This is a genomic window from Moraxella sp. CTOTU46711 (assembly GCF_031975715.1).
Lineage (GTDB): Bacteria > Pseudomonadota > Gammaproteobacteria > Pseudomonadales > Moraxellaceae > Faucicola.
Window position 1 is genome coordinate 1 of sequence record NZ_DALYMP010000013.1, and the last position, 24,614, is coordinate 24,614.

Here is a 24,614-nt window from a genome sequence, read left to right on the forward strand (position 1 = left end):
TAATCAGTCGGCTTTTGCCCAGCTTAAGGCTATTAGCGGTGCGTAACTTCGGTTACGTGTTTTAAAACGTATAAATTTGAAACGTATGAATTTAAAACGTATGAGAAGTTGTCTTTGAAAAATATATCCCCTATGCCTACGCCCCTGTGTCGTTTTCGAACCGTGAGTCGTCATGTCTCTTTGCTTGGCACGCTACTGGCTGTCACTAGCCTCACTATGCCAAGCGCCCAAGCGATTAGTTTAAGCGAGGTTTTTGGCGGTAATGACAATCCCAGCTTGACCGCCAAAGACAAGCCGTTACCGGTGCATGAGGCTTTTAAAGTCTATACTGAGCAAAAAGGGCAAGTAGTGACCATTCATGTGGATGTCAAACCAGGCTATTATGCGTATCGGGATAAATTAACCTTACAATTGCCTGATGGGGTAACAGCGACGCCATTACAATTTAGTGCAGCACCGACCTATGTGGATGACCCGGATTTTGGTCGGGTGCCTGTGTTTGAACAACCCTTTACTGCCACAACCACGTTGAGCGCGGATAAAGCAATCACCTCGCAACCTGCTATGGTCAAATGGCAGGGCTGTGCCAAAGTAGGGCTTTGCTATCCCCCTGAAAAGACCAAATTTGTCATCACCCAATTGGCGGCTTCCACCAAAAATGGCGCAAAAAAATCGGATGCAATGACGTCAAAAACGGCTCAAGCCAAAGTCACCAATACTGTGGCAACGAACAATGATGCCGCCCCGATAACGACTCAACAATCTGCTAGCTTGCCCCCTGCTAAAACCGTCGATGAGGCAACTAGCCCACCGTCTGCCAAACAAGCGCTGTCCAGTGGCAATACAGCCGCAGCGGCGCAGCAATTCGCATCAACCACAGCCACCGATGTCTTAACCACAGCGCAGTTAACCGCATCCGACCCTGTCGTATCTATGGCATCGTCTCAACCTGCCCAAACAACTGTCATGACTGAACCTGCGGCTTCATCGGCGGCGGTGGCAACGAGTTTGACGGGTAGCGCTAGCAATCAAGATATTTTTGGATTGACCAAACATAGCGGTGTTGCATTATTGCTATTGTTTTTAGCGGGATTGGGGTTAGCTTTTACCCCTTGTGTGTTACCCATGCTGCCGATTGTAGCCAATATCGTTGCCCGCCAACATCGTCCATCTGCTAAAAAAGGGTTGTTACTCACGGGCAGTTATGGTTTGGGTGTTGCGACTAGTTATGGCATTTTGGGCGCAGTGGTTGCGTTATTTGGGCAATCTTTGGGTATACTAAACTGGCTACAAAACCCTGTCATTTTGCTAATTTTTGCAGGGTTATTTATCCTGCTTGGACTGTACATGTTGGATGTCATTCGCTGGCAATTACCGCATGCGCTGCGTGTTAAGTTCCAAAAAATCAGCCAAATTGGGGAAAATCGACTTGGTAGCCTAAGTGGCAGTTATTTGACGGGCTTGTTTTCTGCACTGGTTGTCTCACCTTGTGTGTCGGCACCCCTTGCAGGCGCGTTGGCAGGCGTGGCAGCGCTGGGTGATCCTGTAATGGGTTTTGCCGCATTGTTTTTATTGGGGCTTGGGCTATCCACACCGCTCATTTTACTGGGCGCCACTCAAGGTAATTTTATGCCCAAAGCAGGCGAGTGGATGAACTGGGTCAAAACCAGCTTTGGTTTGCTGTTATTTGGCGTCGCTTTATTGATGATAGAGCGTATATGGCTATCAAGCTGGATGCTGATGCTATGGGCGCTGTGGTTTGCTGTGATTGGCTTATGGCTGTGGCGCTGGCACGGCAAAAAAGGTCAACTACTCACTCAAGCACTAGCATTGCTAGCATGCCTCTGGTCAGCGTGTCTGGTGATAGGCACTGCCTCAGGTAGTCAAGATAGTTGGCAGCCGCTTAATAAGCTTATGAATACTTCAGCGCAATCGGCATTAACCACAACGAAGACCACCCATACGATTACAATCACCAAACTGTCACAGCTTGAACCCTTGCTTGCGCAATACCCAAAGCTAGTCGTCGATGTGACCGCAGAATGGTGCATTGAATGTCGTATCATGGATAGAACACTTTTTGCCAACCCCCCGCAAAGTTTAGCCAGCTGGCAAGTTGTCAAACTTGATGTGACTGACAATACGCCGGATAGCCAAGCAATCTATAAAAAATTAGCCGTGTTCGGTCCGCCTGTATTGTTGTATTACCAAAACGGTCAACTGGTAGCAAGACAAAACGGTGAGGTCAAACGCCCTGATTTTGAGCAAGTCTTGTCCCAATTAAATTAAGTCCAATTAAACTCAGTTAAAGAAAACTCAGTCAAATGATTCACTGACTCATCCAACCATTAGGGTTAAATAAAAATTGAACTATCACTTAGCAAAGTCTATAGCCATCCCCTTAACTTTGGGGGTGCTGATTTTTGTCACTGGGTGTTCCCACGCAGGCAATGCTGAACAACAGCCAAGCCAAGATCAAAGCGGAAATAGCCAGTTAGCAAGCCCAAATTCGCCGTTAGCAGGCTCAAAGTCTAATCAACAGACGGCTAAAAATTCAGCAAGTTATACTGACAAAAAACGTCAGGTAACAAACCTTCAATGCAACAACGCCGCCATTAATCAAGCTTATCAAGCCAAAAATCCTAGCGTTAAACGCCAGGTATTAGGATGTGGTACGGTGATTAAAGTGCTAAAAGACGATAATGAGGGTAGCGGCCATCAAAAATTTTTGGTCAAAATTGATAACTATCCAAACATCACGGTGTTAATTGCCCATAATATTGATTTGGCACCGCGCATCGAGGGTATCCAAGCCAAAAATCCCATTCGCTTTTATGGTGAATATATTTATAACGACAAAGGTGGCGTTGTACATTGGACACACCGTGACTCCGCTAGCCGTCATCAAGACGGTTGGCTTGAGTATAAAGGCCAGCAGTATCAATAGAATTATCCATACAAGCACCAATAGAAATACCAATAATTGACGAGCTAATAGTTGATTGGAACTTTACTTTACTGTTAAAAATTATTATGCATTTGTTAACTATTTGTCATCAATTTTTGCTATCATGAACGATATTTTTGTAAGAAGGTCAACCTATGTCACAACTTACGCTTTACCGTACCTCTTTATCGCTTGCCATACTAGCCACACTAACAGTTACAGCAACGGCACACGCAAAAACTTCAACAAAATCCTCAACAAGAGCTTCAGCAAAAACTTTAATAAAAACAACTGTTATTTCTGTCGACCAACAAACGCTGCTAACCTGTTCAAAAATCACTGATAATGTCGCGCGTTTAGCTTGTTTTGACAAGATAAGCGTTGGTAAAATCGAACCTGAAGCCAAGGCGCCCCTTGATATTGCTAAAACCTTGGAAGTGAGTCTCAAAGAAGGTAAAGCGGTGCCAGTGTTAGCCGTGGATCAAACGGCAACCGTCACTACCACAACCACGACGATAACCAAAAACGAGCAAAAAAAATTAGATCATTTGGTGCCCAACAAGCAAGACAAAACAATCTTAAAGCAAGTGGGGGTTACCGCAGCGGATGTGGAAAAATATACGCCACTGAGTGTGTTATATGACTTGGATAAAAATGATCCCAAAGGGATACTGACGATACGTCCACATTTGCCCATGTATGTCATGCCGCTTTGGTATAACGCGACGCCAAACTATGACATCTATTCACCCACCCAAGATCATGTTCGCGCATCGAAAGATTATTTGCAGCATCTAGATAGCAAGCTGCAAATTTCAATGAAAACCAAGCTTGCCCAAGATGTGTTCGATACCAATGCCGATGTGTGGCTTGGCTATACTCAGCAGTCTTATTGGCAAGTGTACAACGGTAAAAGCTCAAGACCCTTTCGCAGTTCAGATTACCAGCCAGAGATATTTTTGACACAGCCTATCAAGGGTAATCTGCCTGGGAATGGGTCATTAAGACTGTTAGGCGCGGGGCTAGTGCATGAATCAAATGGACAGTCAGACCCGTTATCACGTTCTTGGAATCGTATCTATGCGATGGCAGGAACAGAGTGGGGCAAACTCACCGTGATTCCAAGACTATGGCTAATCGTAAATGAAAACAGTAAAGACTCGGATAACCCAGATATTGGGGATTACATGGGCTATGGCGATGTGCGTTGGTTGTATCCGCTCAATGACCAAAGCACGGTGGGTGGTGTGATGCGTTATAATCCAAGTACCAATAAAGGCGCTATACAGGTGGATTATGCTTATCCATTGACAGGCGGTATGAAAGCGATTTTACAAGTATTCCATGGCTATGGTGAAAACATCCAAGACTATAATCATAAGAGCACCAATGTCGGTATTGGTATCATGTTTAATGATTTTAAAGGGCTTTAACTACGTTTATGGCAATCGTAGCCCCCTTGCCTTGGTGGCGATTGCCCTTTGCCATGGCGTTGGTATATCAAGCGAAAGTTCATCACCGTTGCCAATTATGTGGCATCAATGATTGCGCTGCAGCAGGCTTTGATAACTTAGCACCGCGTCACCATGACCATTGGTTCAATCGACAACAATTTCTTTGTCAGCCATGCCATAACCAGTTTGAATGGTCAGCGTCATTTTTTACTTTGCAACTAAAGCAAACGTCACTGCGTGGCGTAGCCAGCGGCTACTATCAATATCCCCTCAATCAAATCATGCTTGGGTACAAAAATGGGCAGCAGTTACATCATCTGCCCGTTTTGGTACACGCCATCCGCCAGCTTAAGCCGCCTCAAGGATGCCATGCCAAAAATTCGTTAATCGTTAAAGTGCCAACAAGTTTACAGCGCATTAGGCAACGCGGCTTCGATCCGCTCGCCATTTTAACCGCTTATCTAAGCTTTCACTGGCAAATCCCTCTTTTTACGGATATGCAGCGACTCGACCGACCTCACCAGCAGGGTCTAAGCCGAGAGGAGCGGTTAGATAATATCAAAGATGCGTTTTCTCTGACAAATATGCCCCCTAGCAAAAATTTGATTTTATTTGATGATGTGGTGACGACAGGCGCCACCCTGTCTGAGTTGGCTAATTTACTAACAAATTATCACCTATCTTCCCATATTCATGCGTATTCAATCTTGCATGGTAAGGTTTTGCATTAGATTCTGCTTGTGAGTGTTTTGCGACCAAAGTTGCATCGCCCTATCGTTAAAGCTTGCAAATAAAGGCGGGCTACCAGTGGGTTATTGGCAAGATGCTTTAAAATCCTAAGCTAAAAATGATTTGATAATACTTGAGCGCCCTTTCGTCCTAATTCGCTTAGCAACGATAAATGGCTGAGGTAAACTATGGATAGTAAGTTTTAGGTATGACAATTAACAAAAACACTGAGATAATAGGTATGTTTTTTGCTTTAATGTTAGAATTGTTTGTGCTAGCAAACATGGTATGATAGGTCGTTTATCAAGGGGTATGGGTGGGTATCGTGATGGAAGTTTTGAATAGACAGTATCATCGTAACCAAAATCGTGAACAAGGTTTTACGCTGATTGAGCTTGTCATTACCATTGCGATTATGGCGATCATTGTCGCGATGGCAGCGCCTAGTATGCAGCGACAGATTCAGCAAGCTAAAGCTAGGAAAGCAGTAAGTATTATTGAGTCTGCCCTTAGAGATACTCAGGTCCAAGCAATCATTAGTCAAAAAAATACGAAAATTGTTTTGACAAACACAAATAATGTCAAGAATTTTAAGAGTTTTTATGTGGGAGAAAATGTTGCTACAGCTACCCCATATGCTATTTATAATTTTGAGGCAGAAGTGTCAATCACACCGATACCAAGTACGCTGTTGGCTGTTAGTTTTACCCCCACTAAAAAGTCCTATCAAGGTCAAACTGTAACTTCTACTCGCATGGGGAAAGATACAAATGATGCACTAGCTACGACGGGGTTTTATATCTGTGTGGGATCGGGTAATCCACAATATTTAGTGGAAATAGATGCAAGTAATAGTATCAAAAGTAGTAAAAGTGGGAGCTGCTCATGAGATACCATCAATATGGTGTAGGACTCATTGAGGTATTAGTGTCTCTGTTGATCTTGGCAGTGGCAATTTTGGGTTTTAGTGCCATGCAAATGCAGTCTATCAAATCTACTTCTGAGTCGGTTGATAGATCGCAGACACTATTGATGATGAGGTCGCTTGCTGAAAAAATCCGTGCCAATCCTTCAGCGATTGCTACTTACCAAGATGCACTCAATAAAGTCTACGCTGATATGAACAAAGCGGCTGGTGCTAATGATACGTTTACGCAGCCTTCAAATCTTTGCGTAGGTAGTACGACGTGCACAGCAACAGACATAGCCAATGCTGAGGTATGGAAACTAAAAACCCAACTCACATCGACAGGTCTACAGATGGATTTGCAGCCATGCCCCAGTACAGGCGGAGGAGGAACGACAGCTTCTACTAATGTTATGTATTCCTACTGTCTGATTACTGCTTGGGGAAACACAACCCCAACAATCGGCACAGATAATAATCCAGTCAAAGATCCAAATATTGCAAACGATAAGGGTACAATGGATTGCCTAACCCCAAGAGATTCTTCCGACACCACGAATATTAAAACGGGTGGTAAATATCATCCCAAAGCAACCTGTATGTTTTTGGAGATTAATTAATATGAAAAGGTTGCAACAGGGTTTCACGCTCATAGAGTTAATGATATCACTTATTTTAGGACTATTAGTATCTGCAGCAGCATTGCAAATACTTTACACCAACTCATTATCTTCAAACATACAAAGTGCAGGATCTAAAATTGTAGATACCAACACTTTTGGTCTCGATTATCTAACCAAGCAAATTCGTAAAGCTAACTATGGTATTTTATCATCACAAAGCTTCTTTTTAAATCATCGAACGCCACAAGGCGGCATTGTATTGACAGCACCAGACAATTTAACTGTATTTGGCAATACAGTTGCAGGGGAAACTGTAGCTAGTAATCTGCGCGGCTTATCAAAAAGCAATCAACAGATATCTGATACGCTTTTGACAAGATCGGCATCTTCCTTAAGTGGCAGTAATGTCAAATTTGGCTCTACAGCGCTTTCAAGTGACCAGTTGACCATCCAGTATAAAGTGTCAAGTGATAATCAAGTGGATTGCCAAAGTCGCAATGTGATGAAAGATGATTACGTTATTGAGCGATATTTTGTGCGGGATGGTGGGTTGGCTTGTGCCTCGGCGATCTATACTTATAATGAAACAACAGCTCAAACAAATCAAATAAATATAGATACTTATACAAAACCTGATGGCACTGCTGGCACAAGTAACCTTGCTGGTAATGGTGAAATCATCATACCTAATGTGGATTATTTTAGGGTGTTATTAGGCATTAGTGATAGTAAAAACTTTTCAACGAATCCAAGCACATATAACCTGACATATATGCCCATCCCAACGCCTATCACAACTGTAAATGCAGACCCTTTTCCAACATTGAATAATCGAAGAATTGTGAATGTTCAAATAGGGCTTTTAGTACGTTCAGATGGCTCAGTTACCGCATCAAAAGATCCATCATTTACAGTTTTGGACAAGACCAATATAAAGTTAAATGATACCTCCAAAGATGATGGAAAAATGAGAAGAGTTTTGGAGACAACTGTCTTTCTAAGAAATGCCAGAGGGACTGTACAATGAACCAACAGTATTTGCTAAAAGGCTATCCTAAATCTCAAGCCGGTGTAGCACTCATCATTGTCTTAATTGTCTTGCTACTAATATCTATTCTTGGAATTATTGTACTAAGAAAAAGTACAACAGATTTGCAGGTGGCCACAGCCTCGCAAATTTCTCAGTTGATGTTTCAAGCCAATGATGATGCTTTTGGCAAAGTTGAAAAAGAAGATAGATTGCGAGTGGCTTCCACTTCCTCTACTAGAAACGGACTTGATACATTACAAGGGTATATCTCACGAGCCGGTGAAGATACTTTTAATGCAGAGACAGTGTTCTGTGTACGTCCACGAGAGAGTGCTTTATTTAGACTTGATAAAATCACTCAAAAAAACAATGCAGGGAATATATTGGAAGGTGCAAATCGAGGGTTTTGTGACCCCACAAACCCGAATGATTACGTCAATGAAGGTCGTGTAATGACGCAAATGACTTTTGTCAAATTAGCACAGGCAAAAGATGTCGTACCGTTATCAGGACATGCTAGAAGCGATGAAAGTAATGATTTGGCCACTAATTCAAGCACTCAAGAGTCACCTTGTGTTTATTTTAATGGTTATTCTGTATCACTTGTTCCTAGTTATACTAGTTCAAATGTCAGCTTAGGTAGTAGTACATCTACAGGTACAGATACAGTGGCAGGATGTTTAAAGCAAAAAATTGACAATATTGACAAGTGTCTAACGGATTTGGGTGTACCCCATAATATTCAAATGCAAAGTTATAAACACGAACCTGTAGGTGTAAGCTGTCTGAGTTAAAAATTTTTTATTTAAAATTATTAATCTTAAATACGTGTATCAATAAATATTAAGGTGAAATATCACCGAGGTAGCTGAAAATGGAACAAGCATACAACAAAAATTACTGTTCAAATATGAGTTTCAAACTGTTGCCACTTGCTATTGGTAGCTTGATGGTTACAAACGTAACTACTCATGCTAGTGATATTGAGCTGTATAAAGCCGCCTCTCAAGGTGGTGCAACAGTGATGCTAGTGTTTGATAACTCGGGAAGTATGGATGAGAGAAGTATAGAAGTTGACTATGCTTCTGAAGGAATCTCGATTGATTACGATGATAATGACAATGCCTATTGTTCAAAAAATAACATGATAGATTATATATCTACTAGTCAATTACCACAGGCTATCTATAATGATGATGGTGCTGCTAATACGACCATTTCCCCGACTGCTGTTAATTATTCTGTTAATAGTTGTACTATCGGTGGAAAAACTTATTATGACCGTATTTCGAGATTAAAATTAGCATTGATGCCACTGATTGCGAATCCTAAAACAGCCTTTGGTAACGGAGTTGATTTTACTAGATATAAAATTGGATTAGCAAACTTCTTCTATACGAATGGTTCAACAGGGGGTGGCAAGATTAGTTATCCTGCTTACGAGTTTACACTCGCTAATCGTACTGAAATGCTAAAAATTGTAGCCGGATTAAAAGCTGAAACCAATACGCCAAGTGCACACGCCTATGCTGAAGTAGGAGCCTATATGTTAGGAACTAGTACTAACAGGCATGTCAATGCACTGGTGTCTCAAGAAATTGGTTACTATATACGTAATGGAAAAAAAAATGGGAAGAAAGTATATGATGTATATAAGTGCAATACGAATGCTACCACTGTAGATAGTAATTATATTTTAGCCTGTAAAGCTTATGACAGAGTGCAAACTAAGGTAACCTTTGCAAATATAGATATTCCAAAATATGTCGGCAATTATGACTCTGTAGATGATATTAAAGGTGGACAAAAATATTATATTACTACTGCTATGGATTTACTAAGTGCAAATCCATATTCAGGATTCAGCAAAGCAAATTCCAGTGCTGTAAGCGGGAACAATTATATTTCACCACTTACCCCACCCACGTCTGCTAGTGAGCAACAATGTGCAGGTAATGGTATCTATTTCTTAACGGATGGTGAACCAAATAATGTTCAAGGTACTTCAGCGACTGATTTGATGAACATAGCATTGGATAAAGTAAGCCCAGTTGCTAATCCGGCGAATACAAAACTTTCAGTTGGTACAAACGCTTCATGTGATTCTGGGTTGACAAGCGGCTATTCTGACTCTAATCAAGCTAGGGGTGTCAGTGGTTGGAAATGTATGGGTTTATTTGCCCAGAAATTGCGAAGTACTAATAATCCGATTGGCAGAGAAATTATTACAGGAACAGCAGGATTTGGTAAAGTATTTGAATCCTTAGCTGGTAAAACAACTTGTGATAGTACCAATCCAGATGCAAGTAATCTCTGTAGATTAGGTAGAAAAGGTGAAGGATTTGGTGAAGGCGGCTTTTATTATGTAGAGACCCCGGAGCAACTAGCCAATAGTATTAAATCTTTTATCGCAGGCGTAGGCAATAAAGAAATCCCAGCGATATCCACCGGTACGATGTCAGTACCATTGGATGCACTTAATACTCAGCAATCCCGTGGTTATGCCTATACGCCTATTTTAGACCCCAGACCAGGCGTTACTGATCTATGGGATGGCAACCTAAAAAAATATTTTATCCGCAATAGCACAGTGACTTCAGATGAAGCAGGCACGACCAAAGTCTTTGATGACCTTACAGGAAAATTTTCTACTTCTACCTATGATATCTGGAATACCATTAGTGACGCTACAAGGGCAGATGCCCAGCGCCCTGATAAAGCATTACCGCAGGTCGGCGGTGCATTTCAGCAAGTGTTTGAGAAATCAGGTAATGATAGAAATCTTTGGGTCAATGTCAATGATACACTCACCAATATCAAAGTCAACGCAAGTAATAATAAGCCTGTTGGTTTTACCGCCCTTAAGCCTGTGCTACGTACGGACTTGGTAGCGCCTGCTACAGGCACAGATACTGTAAGATTAAGAGAAATTACAGGTATCTTGAACAATATACTAGTGTTCACAGGATTTCCTGCTCAAACCTTAACAGATATGGACGATACGACGGTATTAACTGGTACGCCAACCAAAACACCAAAAAATATTGGTGGGGTGATTCATTCGCTTCCACAATTAGTCACCTATGGCATCGATTTGGATACCAATGGTAAATTTAATGCTACAACACGTAAAGACAGTGTATTGTACGGTTCAATGGATGGTGCATTACACCTAATAGACGATAGTACAGGTAAAGAGCAGTTTACCTTTATTCCGAAAGAAATTCTCGATTTACAATCAGGTGCTCTAATAAAAAGTGGTAAAACTACTGACTCGAAGCTACCCTATGGAGTCGATGCACCTTGGAATGTGTATACAACCTATAATATCACCAGTAACACTACAGGGACAGGTACTAGCGCTGTCACTACAAATAGCTATGCCGCTAAACAAGTCTTTGCCTCAGGCGGTTTACGCATGGGTGGTTCATCTTACTATAATCTAGATATTACGAGTCCAACAATGCCTAATATGGTGTACTCAGTGGGTTCAAATTATGCCACATTGCAAGCAGGTCAGTATCCCAAAAAATCAGATGGTACCGATGATAGCACACTTAAAGGAATGCAAAATGGTACTTACGGTACTACTGGTGACCAAGCAGCCTTTAGCAGAATGGGTCAGACATGGGGTAAACCTAGTGTGGGTTTTGTGCGGTCAGGGGGTAAAAAAGTCATGGTGAATTTCTTACCTGGTGGCTATGACACTCGTTATGAGACTGCAAACTTTGCTGCAGATTCATCAAATCTTGCACAAGGTAATGCAGTCTATATGGTACGAGTAGGGGAAGAAAAAGAAGACAGTACAACCAAAAAAGTAACTATAGATATCACATCAGATAAAGGTAAGCTGTTATGGTGGGCAAGTTATGCAGCATCAAAAAATGGCACAACAACAGCTGCACGTCCTACTTCCGTCACCTTACAAAAAACTGAACACAGTGATTTGACCAATAGTATTGTCACTGAAATACGTACCGTTGACCGTAACTATGACGGCTATACAGATTTTATTTATTTTGCTGACTTAGGCGGCAGAGTGTGGCGAGCTGATATTAATAACAACAAAGATACGGATAATTTCCGTGTTGATCGCTTAGTCAAACTGTTAGATGTGAGTAATCAAAAAGGTGGTTCAGATGTTGCCCCAAGGTTTTATGAACGTCCATTATTTACAGTAACTGATGAAGTTGTAGAAGGTTCACCCATAGCACAAATTACTGTGGGTACAGGTAATCGTAGTTTACCAGTTTCTGATAAACGTGATACCAATATCCCAGATGCCATCTATAGTTTTATGGATAGAGAGGCGGGTAAGAAAGATTTGTTCTGTTATAAGACCGATGCTGAGTGTAAAGGCACTGCTACTTCAGATCCTTATTTGAGTCAAGCGCTTGTGACCAAGGATTTAACTGTAGCCAATCTGGCTAAGGTAACTTTTACGGCTAGCGATGCAACTATCAAAACCAATATGATGAAAGGTGTGACAGATACAACATTCAAACATGGTTGGTATTATCCATTTGAGCAGTGGTACAAAGTCAATGGTACAGGCGCTAGTGCGGCTATGAGTAATGTATTAGAAACTGATAGCACAAAATATCAAGGTATGAAAATGCTTAATGAGCCTGATGCTCAAAATGGCTTGCTATTTGTGTCAGTATATAACCCAAATGTCAATTTAATTGCAGAGGGTTGTTCTGCCACGGTACAAGGCGCCACTCAACGTATGCTGATGTGTCTACCTTTTGGCAACTGCGGCGCATCTGGTTATAACACTACAACTGCTGCGAATGGTACAACTTCGACAGATTACACCAAGCGTTCAGCAGCATTAGCAGGTGCTGGTATTATCGATAATATTATCACTCAGTCTAAGCCTGACGTGGGTGGCTCATTATTTGGGGTATTACAACTTAACTGTACGGGTACAGATTGTGATAAATCGACCTTTAATAAACCCAGTACTATTACTATTAATACTATCAATTCAGATGGTGTTAATCGTGACAGAGTAATGAATCCACGAGAATGGTGGGAAAAGTAGCGTGAGAAAAGTACATCTAGCTACAGCTAAGAAGACTATGATTAATTCAAAAGGTTTTACTTTGATTGAGTTGATGATTACAGTGATGACAATAGCCATTTTGGCAGCGATTGCTGTACCATCTTATCAGCATTTTATCAAAAAAAATGATATTCAAAAAGTAAAGTCTATCATCATGATGCAGTCAAATGAACTCAACAAATGGCGAGCAAGGCAATTGAATTATGCCGGGTTTGCCTCCCAATCACAAACGTTTGATTCAGATAACATGACGTTTCACTATCCTAATACAGGTAGTGCAAAGTATGATATCAAAATGGTGACAATACTAGGATCTGGTTCGAATTTAAGCGAGTCAACGTTTGCAAATGCTAGTGTAGCAACCAACTATGTCATATTGGCTACTCCGTTACTCAGTGGGTATCCTTATATTGGTTTTTCTAGTCGAGGAATCCAATGTGAGTCGCTGGATAGCTCAATTACGGCCATAAAAATTTTTAAAGATGGCAACTGCGGTACAGGAAGTTCATCATGGTAATAACCCAGTACAAAGGTAATGGCTTTACTCTAATTGAACTCATGATTGTGGTGGCAATTATTGGTATATTAGCGGCAGTGGCTTATCCCAATTATCAATCTTATGTGATTAAAACACATCGTAATAACATGATGTTTGAATTACAGAATATCGCCATGCGTATCCAAGCTCGAAAACTAGTGGAAGGTATATACACAAATATTTCTCTGTCTCATGTTTTAGGCGTCACTCCTGTACTTGGTGCTATTACTTATCCATTGGGTAATGCAGATTATAATGTAACCATTATTGACAGCTCAACTAACACTCCAATGACAGGAGATACTATGACTACTTCTAAATGGCGTATACAGGCTATACCAATTTCCAACGGTCTTATGAGTAATGATGGCACATTAACTTATGATTCTGATGGTGTAAAATGCCGAAATACCTTATGTGGTACGGGTCAAGAATGGAATAACTAGCTTATTAAGCTAGGCAATTAACAATTTTTGACAATATAGACAACATTCATATTCGGTGACATAAAATAGTGACAAATATTGTCATACCTTTGACAATAACGTACGGATAAATGAATAAATTGAGGGGGTTAAAAAAACTTTGCGCTTAGATAATCCTTGATGTACTGAATAATTTTTTAAATTAGTAGCCAAATAGAAGATATATTAGTGTTAATTTAGCTAAAGAATGTAGTTGGCACACAAACTGCAGTAATTGTATTACCAAGGCAAAGTGATGCTCATCAAAACTTTGCAGATTGACTCAATTACTTGGATAACTGGCTATATAATTAACTATATGAGTATGTTATCCATTTTATACACCCAAAAATAGGAGTTCATTATGAACGCTCAAAAAGGTTTTACCCTGATTGAATTAATGATTGTTGTTGCTATCATCGGTATTTTGGCTGCGATTGCATTGCCAGCTTATCAAGATTATATTGCAAAATCACAACTGTCAGAAGCTTTTACCTTAGCTGATGGTATGAAAACCACAATTGCTACTAACCGTGAGCGTAGCGCTTGTACTTCAACCGATGCCTCTGCTAACTCAATAACAGGTAAATATGGTACAGCTAGAATTGATTCTGATGCGACAGCACCTAACTGTACTATTACTTATGTAGTAAGTGCCTCTGCTTCAGATCGTATCTCTGCTGCTAACAAAAACACATTGAAAATGACTGTTGATCCAGAGAGCAATAAATTATCTAAAACCACAGGTACTACAGTTGAAGATAAATATATTCCGACGGCTATCAAATAATCTGATTTGATGGGTATTAAAACTGAAGCTGAATGGCTTCAGTTTTTTTTTAAATTTTTTATTGCTAAGGGAAAACGATGGTTGATGAAAAAGGCTTTACATTGATTGAGCTGATGATTGTGATCGCAGTTATTGGGATATTAGCAGCCATTGCTTTACCCGCTTACCAACATTATATTGCCAAGGCTCAAGTGAGTGAAGCCATCACATTATCAAGCAGTTTAAAGCAAAGAGTACAAGCCAGTCGAGAGCGTAGTTCATGTTTTACCAATGGTTCATCAAGCTCAATAGAAGATAGAATTGTTGGTAAATATGGCAGTGCTGAAATCACCCAGGTTTATCAGGGTGGTGGTTTGGTCTGTGGTATTAAATATACTTTTAATACTACAAACGTTTCTGACCAATTAACGGGAAAGATTATCGACTTTGAGGTAACAGATAATGGTATCATTGCCAAAAAAGTGACAACTACTGTGGCTGATGAATTGTTACCGACAAGCGTTAAATAATTTATCTTTTTAGCATGCTTGTAGGATGATATAACGCGCTAAATTGCTAAGGAGATTTTATGCAAACTGTTAAAGTACTAGGCAATAAAGGTTGGCTTGCTTTTATAGTCAGCTTGATACTGATGTATGGTTATGGGGTATTAAGTCCACAACATTACGGCCTAGGCAAACTGGATGCTTTTATTGGTACAGTAGTTACAATGATAATTAGTATTGGATTACTTGTATGGTATCTCACCAATACTACTACATATCGAGCTCTATCTAGTTATATATGGTTGCTTGCAATAGTTATTTTTTTGTTACAGCCCCTGATGCACGCGTATCATTATTTTGATAGCTTAATTTTTCCAGTAGGAGTTCTATTAGTAGCATTTTTTATCAGTCAAGCTGTTATAAATTTTAACGAAAATGAAAAAACCATTGCAACTAATTTGCTAGCAATGGCAATGACGATTACAGGCCTTTTATTAGTAATGACACAAGCATTACAATTATTTTTTCCTTCTTTGCCTAGTAGCTTTATTATGCCAAATATGAGCAATAGATTGTCAGGTAACATTGCTCAACCCAATCAAGCAAGTTTTGTAATTGCTATGGCAGTTGCTACTTTTCTTTATCTTATATATCTATATGAAAAAAAAATTAACAATCATAAGTTTTATGCCATAGTAATCGCTTTAATTCTGACGATATTTGGTATGGGTATTGGATTATCGGTTAGTCGTGCTGGCTTATTTTTGGTCTGTGCTGCACTTATTGGAAGTTACTTTTATCAATGGCGTAATAAAAATTCTAAATTTGCGGTTCTAATTCTTGCAAGCGTTTGTTTATCAGTAGGTTATTGGTTAGGTAGTGAATTGGTAGCCAATTATTTGATTGCGGTTTCTTCTTTGGAAAGAATGGCAGACGAAAGTAGTTTGGGTATTCGAGCGACTCTCGTTAAGCAAGCATTTTTAGCTTTTCAAAGTTCTCCAATTGTTGGTTTAGGTTATGAGAGTTTTAACCATTTTGGTACACAACATCCAGATATTGCATTACTCATTAATGCAGATAATGCTCATAATGTCTTTGCCCAAATTGCAGCAGAGTTTGGGTTATTAGGTTTACTATGCTTATTAGGGTTTGTAGCTATTATTACTAGAAATGCTAATAGATTTTTCACCAGTCGGCTAAATGGCTATCAAACTCTTAGTTTTGTTATTTTAGCCATTGTAGGTTTATATTCTTTGAGTGAGTATCCATTATGGTATGCTAGGTTTTTATTTTTATCCGCTTTCTTTATTGCTCTATTAGATAAACCTATTAAAGCAAAGATTGTTGTAGTGAATAAATTCTTTTCTATAATTTTAATAATAACGATATTTTTTTGTGGGTTTTACATCAAAAAATATGATGATTATTTAAAAGTATATGAAGAAGTCATACAAAGTGATAAACCTTATAATAAGAGACTAGAAGCTTTCGGGGAATTAAGTAACGTATTCGGATACAATAAGTACAAGGAGAGCTTATACTACCTACTTATGGCACCTGATTTAAACAAAATTAATAATCAGGTAAAATTTGGCGATAATGTTATTAAAGCTTATGGATTCGATTATATGTTGGAAAAACAAGCTACGTTGCTGGCATATGCTGGTCAAAAGAATGCATCAGAAATTCTTTATAAAGCGCTTTGTCAACGCGAGCGTACAGATAATATTACTCAGAATCTGCCAAGCAATTGTAGTAAAACTTTATCAGCAATTAAAGAGGTCAATCCACCTAATGCCCAGAATTATATTAATAATTTAATCATGTGGCAAAAAGTACAATAATCTATCCTTCTAATCAATGAAATGCTAAACTACCCCGTTTAGCATTTTTGCGTTTAAAGCCCACGAAAAACACCATGCTACTATCGACATCAAACCAAACGCTCACCCAAGATATCCGTCTATTTACCCTATTGATGGGGTTAGCCATTTTGACCTATCTGATGCCTTGGCACTCGCCACTCGGTAGAGATTTTGTCGTCAATGCCACAGCATTTGGGTTTGTGAGTTTGGCAATCGCGGCTTTTTTTTGGCAAAACCCGATTACAAAATTGAGCAAATCTGTGCTTACTTGGTTGCTGCTAGCCCTATTACTTGTATGTCAGCCACTATTCAATCATATCGCTTACCCTGATGCGCTGATATTCCCCGTGATAAGCTTGCTAGTGGTGGCATTGACCGCGGTCGTTGGGACAAACATTGACAATAAAGCGCATTTACTCAATCGCCTGTTTATTGCGGTATATCTCATGGCAATCATCACCTTTATGATTCAAATGATGCAAACCCAAGGCTATCAGATTGATTATAAAGGTTGGGTGATTGCCCGTGGTAATGCCAATGGCGGACGCTATGATGGCAACTTTGGACAAGCCAATCACGCAGGCTACGCGTTTGTGTTGGCGCTGTGTGGGGTGATTTATCAACTGCAGCAGTCGTTTCAAGAAAAGTTAAGTACGCCGCAGTGGCTGATGGGTCGATACCGACAATATGCGCGGTTTGGCTTGATGCTATTGTTTGTGATATTTACCATCGGGCTTGCCTTGACCCAAAGTCGGGCGGGTCTAGTGATGATGTTGGCGGTGATTCCCATTTTCTTTTTGAGCCAGCCGATAGCGTGGAAAAGCAAATTATCGGCTAGCGTTTTTGGTCTTATTGTTTTTGTACTGTATTATATGGGCGCAAGCTGGATTAGCAATTATAGCAGCGCCAATCAGCTTGGGGCGGTGAGCCGTATGGCGGGCGGGCAGGGGAACCGCTCGGCGATGAGCGAACGCGCCATGATGATATTTCATGACCATGTACTCACAGGGGTCGGGTGGAATAACTACATGGGCGCAAGCGTTGATTATGCCCAATATTTTAAATGGCCAGAGATTGCCGACCATTCCCATAATTTTGCTACCATGATTTTGGCGGAGCTGGGTGTGTTAGGTGCGCTGTGTTTTGTGCCGATTGTTTGGGTGCTGGTGCGGGCGATTCATCTTCGCCATAGCAGAGAAAGCGGGATTGCACTGGCGTTTGTCATCGCCAGTATTTTGTATGCCAGTGTAGAATACCCTTTATGGTATTTTCGTTATCTCGCAGTGTTTGCACTATTTTTGGCGTTGATTGAACAGACCAAATGGCAACTTGTGTGGCAAAGAAAACTAACAAAAGCCCTGTCAGTGGTCATGCTGGGTTTGGCAATGCTATCAGGCTACTATATTTGGCAATATTTTCATCTCAATTATTTAGATTATAATCGCTTTATCAAGCATACCAATCATCTAAACCAAGACAAAGGAATTGACTACCAAAATGAGGTGTTTGGCTTTAGCGCTTATCATGACCGCATCCTTGCCATGCAAGTGCCGATTAATCGTCATCAGGCAAGCTTAAAAGAAGCCATCTTTGAAGAGGTGCTAAATACTGATTCTTCCCAGTATAATATATTAGCTTATGCACAGTTCTTAGCCTATAAAGGTGACCAGCAAGCGGCATTAAAACATATCGAAGCGGCTTGTGTCATGGTAAAAAATTTGTCGGATTGTGACAATGTGGATACTGACTTGGGCAATCTTGCCAAACAAGATCCTGCGACATTTGCAGCTTTATACCGTGAGTTTCAACAATGGCGTGATGCCAATCCTAAAAAAACAGGACTCAAACCATAATGCAGCGGGTAATTTTTTTAGTATGGCAAAATCTCGCGTTCCGACTCATTGTGGGCTGGTTGGTTGTGGTGGTGTTGCCGGCGTTGCTGATGTGGCGAATGCGCTTCTTGCAGGGGCGCTGGCTGATTACTGAGTTTAATAGTATGGTGTTAGCCACGTTGGGTGTCTTGCTAGTGACCCTTGGTTTGCGCAAACTCACCCAGTTTCCAGGGCAACGCTCCATCAGCTTTGTGTTGCCAACCTTATTGTTGGTAATGATGCTGCTAGGCATGGTGATTATCGTTTTTCGGTTGCCGTATTCGCTATATTACTTTGGCTTATCGGGCGTTATCGGGGTGGTGTTTTTCTTTTTATCGTTTTTGCTGGAGCAAAAAGCGCACCAACCTTATATGGCGTATATTCCACTGGGGCATTGTCAAAACTTTGAAGCGATTTTTCAAATCCGTTGGTTACGCCTCGAAAAACCGCACTTGGATGCCATACAATGCAAAAAAGTCCAAGCGATAGTAGCAGACCTGTCATCGCCTGCGCTCGATGAAGACTGGCAGCGATTTTTAACCGAGCAAACGTTACAGGGCAGACCGGTGTATAATAATCGCCAAGTGTATGAGTCTTTAACGGGTCGTCTGCCGATTCATCATTTGTATGAAAACGAGTTGGGCTCGCTGTTGCCATCGCAAACCTATTTATGGTTTAAACAACTGATTGATATTATAGCGATTTTATTGGTCTTACCCTTGGTATTGTTGATTGCGGTGGTCACTGTCATTGCGATACGGTTGGAAAGTCCCGGTAAGGCCATATTTGTCCAAGAACGGGTCGGGCAAGGCGGTAAATTGTTTAAAATCTATAAATTTCGCAGTATGCGCTTTGACTCAGAAAAAAACGGGGCAAAACTGGCGCAACAAAATGACCCGCGTGTGACTAAAGTCGGTAAGTTTATTCGTAAAACCCGTATAGATGAGTTGCCGCAATTTTTGAATGTGCTCAAAGGCGATATGAGCCTGATTGGACCGAGACCTGAACAGCTAAGTTTTGTCAAAACCTTTGAAAAAACCATCCCTTTTTATAATTATCGACATATCGTCAAACCCGGTATTTCTGGATGGGCGCAGGTCACACAAGGCTATGCCAGTGATACCGATGAGACAGCGCTTAAAGTACAGTACGATTTTTATTATATTAAACATATTTCTTTTGCATTAGATATCTTGATTGTGCTCAAAACCATTCAAACTATGCTGACAGGTTTTGGGGCTAGATAAACTGCGACAAATAACTTTAGCCATAATAGGTAGTGCACTATGTTAACCAATTCAACCATTTTAGTGACAGGCGGGACAGGCTCATTTGGGCATACCTTTGTGCCGATGACGCTTGAAAAATATAATCCCAAAAAATTGATTATCCTCTCGCGGGATGAGATGAAACAGTGGGAAATGGCAAAACTGTATCAAGGCGACCCCCGTGTACGTTTTTTTATCGGTGATGTACGTGATAAAGACCGTCTATATCGAGCGCTTGATGGGGTAGATTATGTGGTGCATGCGGCAGCAACCAAAATCGTGCCCACTGCCGAATATAATCCGTTTGAGTGTGTCAAAACCAATATCAACGGGGCAATGAATTTAATTGATGCCTGTATTGATAAAGGGGTGAAAAAAGTCGTTGCCTTATCGACTGACAAAGCATCTAGTCCAGTGAATCTGTATGGCGCGACCAAATTGGCATCGGACAAACTGTTTGTCGCAGGCAACGCCTATTCAGGGGAGCACGGCACACGCTTTTCGGTGGTACGTTATGGCAATGTCATGGGGAGTCGTGGCTCGGTGATTCCGTATTTTCTATCAATTAAAGACAGTGGTGTGCTGACCATCACAGACCCACGTATGACCCGTTTTATGATTTCGCTTGAGCAAGGCGTGGAGCTGGTTTGGCATGCATTTGACGACATGGTGGGCGGTGAAATTTATGTCAAAAAAATTCCCTCCATGACCATGCCAGATTTGGCAACTGCCGTTTCTGCCACTGCTGAGCAAAAAATCATTGGTATTCGTCCTGGCGAGAAACTGCATGAGCAAATGATTAGTGCTGAAGATTCTTTTCACACCTATGAATATCCCGAACATTTTAAAATCTTGCCTGCGATTAATGGCTGGGATGAGACGCCTGAGCGTATCAAAGATGGTGTTAAGGTACCAGAAGGCTTCGTGTACGCCAGTGATAATAACAGTGAGTGGATGACAACTGAGCAACTCCAAGAATGGATTGAAACCAACAAAGCAAAAATTGGTAAAATTTAATCGCTAACCCTTCATAACAAACCCACTCAATAACCAACCCCCCTTGGGCAAATATTATGGCAAATCAATTTATCCCTTATGGTCGTCAGCATATCACCCAAACTGATATTGATGCAGTGGTTGCCGTGCTACAGTCTGATTTTTTGACCCAAGGTAGTCACGTACCGGCGTTTGAAGAACGAGTCGCTACCTATACGGGGGCGAAGTTTGGCGTGGCGGTGAATAGTGCCACGTCAGCACTGCATATCGCTTGTTTGGCATTGGGTCTGGGTAAAGATGACTGGCTGTGGACGACGCCGATTACCTTTACCGCATCCGCTAACTGTGGATTGTACTGTGGTGCTAAAATTGACTTTGTGGATATTGATCCGCTAACGCTCAATATGTCTATCACCGCCTTGGAAGAAAAATTACAGCTTGCCGATGCTGAAAACCGCTTGCCAAAAATAGTCATTCCCGTACATTTCACCGGTGAGCCCTGTGATATGGTCGCCATTCATGCGCTATCACAGCAATATGGCTTTAAGGTGATTGAGGACGCCTCACATGCAATTGGTGGCAAATATCACAAGCAACCAATCGGCAATTGTGAGTTTAGCGACATTACCGTGTTTAGCTTTCACCCTGTCAAAATCATTACCACCGCAGAAGGTGGACTGGCAACAACGAATGATCCGGCATTGGCGGAAAAAATGCAGTTACTCCGTAGTCATGGTATCACCCGTGATGCCAATCTAATGACCCATGAACCTGACGGTGGTTGGTATTATCAGCAAATTGATTTGGGCTTTAACTATCGCATGACCGAATTGCAAGGTGCATTGGGTTTGAGTCAAATGAACTATTTGGATGACTTTGTCACTCGCCGTCACCAGCTTGCCAAGCGTTATGATGAATTATTAAAAGATTTGCCGATTATGTTGCCTTATCGCAATCCTGCTAATTATTCAGGGTTTCATTTATATCCCATTCAACTAACAGCAGACAGTGGCAAAACGCGTAAGCAAGTGTTTGACAGTTTGCGGGCGCAAAATATCGGGGTGAATGTGCATTATATTCCAGTGCATACCCAGCCGTATTATGCCAAGTTGGGCTTTAGACAAGGCGATTTTCCCTATGCCGAGAGCTACTATGCACAAGCGATTAGTTTGCCATTGTATTATGACCTAAGTGAAGCCGCGCAAGCGCAAGTGGTCAATGCAATTTATCAGGCATTAGCGTAATGAACGTCTGTATCATCCCTGCGCGTGGGGGGAGTAAACGCATTCCCCGCAAAAACATCAAAGATTTTTGTGGCAAACCCATGTTGGCTCGTGCCATTGAAACGGCAAAAAACAGCCAATTGTTTGAGCAGACTATCGTCTCTACTGATGATAGCGCTATTGCCGATATCGCTCAACACCATGGTGCCACTGTCAGCCGAAGACCTGCCGCGCTTGCCGATGATTATGCCACTACCGCTGTGGTGATTCGGCAGGTGCTGCAGCACGTGCCAAAAGCTAGCCATATCTGCTGTCTATACCCCTGTACGCCTTTTTTAAAACCGCAGTATTTAACCGACAGTTTTGAGCGCTGGCAGTCATCCAACAGTTTGTATTGTTTTCCGGTCTTAGAATTTGAATCCAATGTCTTACGCTCACTGAAGTTAAGCGATACCGGTGAAGTATCGAGCATGTTTAGCCAACATGAGCTCACCAGAACCCAAGATTTGCCGCAGGCGTATTTTGACGCAGGTCAGTTTTATTGGGGCAGTCGTGAAGCATGGCTCGGCGAGGATAAAATCCATAATCATGCGCTAGGCTATGTGTTGCCAAAATACAGCGTGGTGGATATTGATGATGAAAATGATTGGCGATTTGCTGAGCGCCTGTACCAAGCGCAATTGGAGCGAGCATGAAGATCGTGGTCCGAGCAGATGCAAGTTTAACGATTGGTAGCGGTCATATTATGCGTTGCCTCACGCTCGCTGACGGGTTAAAACAGCAAGGGCATGACATCACGTTTGTTTGTCGTCAGCATGACGGGCATTTGGCGGATTTGATTGGGCAAAAAGGTTTTGCGGTGCAGCTGTTAGCCAAAGGCGAGCCTGCAGATTTTATCAAACAGCATGCCCATAGCGAATGGCTTGGCGTCAGTGAAAGCGATGATTTTGCCGAGTGTAAACCCATCTTGCAGGCGTCAAAGCCAGATTGGCTGATTATCGACCATTATGCAATTGGCGAAAACTGGGAGCAGCAAGCCAAACGACTTTTGCCAAACCTTAAAATTTTAGCCATTGACGATTTAGCCGACCGAACGCACGACTGTGAGATTTTGCTCGACCAAAATTTTGGGCGAAAAAACGAAGATTATCAACCGCTTGTGCCAAGTCATTGCCAGCGACTATTAGGTACACGTTATACACTATTACGTGATGAGTTTGCCAGCTGGCGAGCGATGAGCCTAAGCAGACGTAAAAGCGTACAGCCGCCCAACAATATATTGGTCAATCTTGGCGGTGTCGATAACGATAATGTCACACTCAAGATTTTGCAAAGTCTCAATACCTTTTTCCAACAATCTGCGCAAGCGTTTAACGTGACTGTCGTCATGGGCAAAACCGCACCGCATATCGAAAGTGTGCAAAGGTTTGCCAAACACGCAAGTTTTGTGTGTGCTGTTCTTGTCAATGTGACTAATATGGCGCAATTGATGGCAAATGCTGATCTTGCGATTGGGGCTGCAGGCAGCACCACCTGGGAGCGCTGTTGTTTGGGCTTGCCGATGGTGCTAATTGTGCTTGCCGATAACCAACAGGTGATTGCCAAAGCGTTGGCGGATAAAAACCTGGTCAAAGTGGTAACTGACATGGCTACATTGGATGAGCAACTGCCCCGCTTGTTGAGCGAACTAACCGACCATTATAAAAAATTCAGTCGTCAATCTGCCAAGTTGGTCGATGGGCATGGGGCAAAACGCGTCGCGCACTGGATTGAATTTGTCCAAAAATTTCAACATTGCCAACTGCGACAAGCGACCCAAGCCGATACCCAGATGATTTGGCAATGGCGTAATCACATCGACGTGCGCCAGTGGATGTTTGGGCAAGATGAAATTGCCCTCGCTGACCATGAAAAGTGGTATCGCAAACAGCTTGACCATGCCAATGTGCATTTGCTGATTTTTGAAGTTGCTGGTGAGCCGATGGGGTTAGTCAATGTTACCCAAATGACGGTAGATAAATACCAAACCTTAAATGCTGCAAAAAATACCGCCAATGACAACCGCGCCAATGACAAGAGTGCCAGTTGGGGGTTTTATTTATCCCCTAATAGCGCAAAAGGGGAGGGGCTTGGTTTTGCGTTGGGGGTTTTGGCGATTGCACACATTTTCAACACCACAGACATTGGTAAAATCACCGCGCAAGTGCTGGCATATAATACTGCGTCACTGGCGTTGCATCGTAAATTGGGATTTAGCGAAACAGGCGTGTTACAACAGCATTTTGGTGTGGGTGAAAAAGTGTATGATGTGGTTGAGTTTGAATTAAAATCGCAAGATTTTTTATTTTAGGGGTGG

20 protein-coding genes are annotated in these 24,614 nt (G+C 41.6%); all 20 read left to right on the forward strand.

Going from position 1 to position 24,614, the window contains the following annotated elements; translation table 11 throughout:
- Nucleotides 1-132: 132 nt before the first annotated feature.
- Entirely contained in the window at nucleotides 133-2,289 is a 2,157-nt protein-coding gene (locus RTJ53_RS11440) for a cytochrome c biogenesis protein CcdA (protein ID WP_312277027.1), read from the forward strand.
- 76 nt (nucleotides 2,290-2,365) lie between these two features.
- Entirely contained in the window at nucleotides 2,366-2,947 is a 582-nt protein-coding gene (locus RTJ53_RS11445; RefSeq protein WP_312277028.1) for a DUF3465 domain-containing protein, read from the forward strand.
- A gap of 155 nt (nucleotides 2,948-3,102) precedes the next feature.
- Nucleotides 3,103-4,380 (forward strand): phospholipase A, encoded by a 1,278-nt coding sequence (locus RTJ53_RS11450; RefSeq protein WP_312277029.1) that lies wholly within the window; start codon nucleotides 3,103-3,105, stop codon nucleotides 4,378-4,380.
- Between the two features lie 8 nt (nucleotides 4,381-4,388).
- Nucleotides 4,389-5,132 (forward strand): ComF family protein, encoded by a 744-nt coding sequence (locus RTJ53_RS11455; RefSeq protein ID WP_312277030.1) that lies wholly within the window; start codon nucleotides 4,389-4,391, stop codon nucleotides 5,130-5,132.
- A gap of 326 nt (nucleotides 5,133-5,458) precedes the next feature.
- Nucleotides 5,459-6,019, forward strand: a complete 561-nt coding sequence (locus RTJ53_RS11460) for a prepilin-type N-terminal cleavage/methylation domain-containing protein (protein WP_312277031.1) — start codon at nucleotides 5,459-5,461, stop codon at nucleotides 6,017-6,019.
- On the forward strand, nucleotides 6,016-6,657 hold the full coding sequence (gene pilV / locus RTJ53_RS11465) for a type IV pilus modification protein PilV (RefSeq protein ID WP_312277032.1): 642 nt from the start codon (nucleotides 6,016-6,018) through the stop codon (nucleotides 6,655-6,657). Before RTJ53_RS11460 ends, pilV begins: the two co-directional genes overlap by 4 nt.
- A gap of 1 nt (nucleotide 6,658) precedes the next feature.
- Complete coding sequence (locus tag RTJ53_RS11470; RefSeq protein WP_312277033.1) at nucleotides 6,659-7,687, forward strand: PilW family protein; 1,029 nt, start codon at nucleotides 6,659-6,661, stop codon at nucleotides 7,685-7,687.
- Complete coding sequence (locus RTJ53_RS11475; RefSeq protein ID WP_128681322.1) at nucleotides 7,684-8,484, forward strand: hypothetical protein; 801 nt, start codon at nucleotides 7,684-7,686, stop codon at nucleotides 8,482-8,484. Before RTJ53_RS11470 ends, RTJ53_RS11475 begins: the two co-directional genes overlap by 4 nt.
- Nucleotides 8,485-8,564: 80 nt before the next feature.
- On the forward strand, nucleotides 8,565-12,737 hold the full coding sequence (locus RTJ53_RS11480; RefSeq protein WP_312277034.1) for a pilus assembly protein: 4,173 nt from the start codon (nucleotides 8,565-8,567) through the stop codon (nucleotides 12,735-12,737).
- Nucleotide 12,738: 1 nt separating this feature from the next.
- The gene (locus RTJ53_RS11485; RefSeq protein ID WP_312277035.1) at nucleotides 12,739-13,275 is read left to right on the forward strand and encodes a type IV pilin protein; all 537 of its coding nucleotides are present in this window, start codon (nucleotides 12,739-12,741) and stop codon (nucleotides 13,273-13,275) included.
- Entirely contained in the window at nucleotides 13,269-13,742 is a 474-nt protein-coding gene (locus RTJ53_RS11490) for a type IV pilin protein (protein ID WP_312277036.1), read from the forward strand. The genes RTJ53_RS11485 and RTJ53_RS11490 overlap by 7 nt, the downstream gene beginning before the upstream one ends.
- A gap of 382 nt (nucleotides 13,743-14,124) precedes the next feature.
- The gene (locus RTJ53_RS11495) at nucleotides 14,125-14,550 is read left to right on the forward strand and encodes a pilin (protein WP_312277037.1); all 426 of its coding nucleotides are present in this window, start codon (nucleotides 14,125-14,127) and stop codon (nucleotides 14,548-14,550) included.
- A 77-nt stretch (nucleotides 14,551-14,627) separates the two neighbouring features.
- On the forward strand, nucleotides 14,628-15,059 hold the full coding sequence (locus tag RTJ53_RS11500) for a pilin (RefSeq protein ID WP_312277038.1): 432 nt from the start codon (nucleotides 14,628-14,630) through the stop codon (nucleotides 15,057-15,059).
- A 59-nt stretch (nucleotides 15,060-15,118) separates the two neighbouring features.
- Entirely contained in the window at nucleotides 15,119-16,879 is a 1,761-nt protein-coding gene (locus RTJ53_RS11505) for an O-antigen ligase family protein (RefSeq protein WP_312277039.1), read from the forward strand.
- 74 nt (nucleotides 16,880-16,953) lie between these two features.
- Nucleotides 16,954-18,753 carry a PglL family O-oligosaccharyltransferase gene (locus RTJ53_RS11510; protein WP_312277040.1) on the forward strand — a complete coding sequence of 600 codons (1,800 nt, stop codon included), beginning with the start codon at nucleotides 16,954-16,956 and terminating at the stop codon, nucleotides 18,751-18,753.
- Nucleotides 18,753-20,018 (forward strand): exopolysaccharide biosynthesis polyprenyl glycosylphosphotransferase, encoded by a 1,266-nt coding sequence (locus RTJ53_RS11515; RefSeq protein WP_312277041.1) that lies wholly within the window; start codon nucleotides 18,753-18,755, stop codon nucleotides 20,016-20,018. The genes RTJ53_RS11510 and RTJ53_RS11515 overlap by 1 nt, the downstream gene beginning before the upstream one ends.
- Before the next feature lie 39 nt (nucleotides 20,019-20,057).
- A complete protein-coding gene (pseB, locus tag RTJ53_RS11520; RefSeq protein WP_309596665.1) occupies nucleotides 20,058-21,056 on the forward strand; it encodes a UDP-N-acetylglucosamine 4,6-dehydratase (inverting) in 999 nt (332 codons plus the stop codon).
- Nucleotides 21,057-21,112: 56 nt separating this feature from the next.
- On the forward strand, nucleotides 21,113-22,279 hold the full coding sequence (pseC, locus tag RTJ53_RS11525; RefSeq protein WP_312277042.1) for a UDP-4-amino-4,6-dideoxy-N-acetyl-beta-L-altrosamine transaminase: 1,167 nt from the start codon (nucleotides 21,113-21,115) through the stop codon (nucleotides 22,277-22,279).
- Nucleotides 22,279-22,953, forward strand: coding sequence for a pseudaminic acid cytidylyltransferase (gene pseF / locus RTJ53_RS11530; protein ID WP_312277043.1), 675 nt, complete (start codon nucleotides 22,279-22,281; stop codon nucleotides 22,951-22,953). Before pseC ends, pseF begins: the two co-directional genes overlap by 1 nt.
- Nucleotides 22,950-24,608 (forward strand): UDP-2,4-diacetamido-2,4,6-trideoxy-beta-L-altropyranose hydrolase, encoded by a 1,659-nt coding sequence (gene pseG, locus RTJ53_RS11535; protein WP_312277044.1) that lies wholly within the window; start codon nucleotides 22,950-22,952, stop codon nucleotides 24,606-24,608. Before pseF ends, pseG begins: the two co-directional genes overlap by 4 nt.
- Nucleotides 24,609-24,614: the final 6 nt, after the last annotated feature.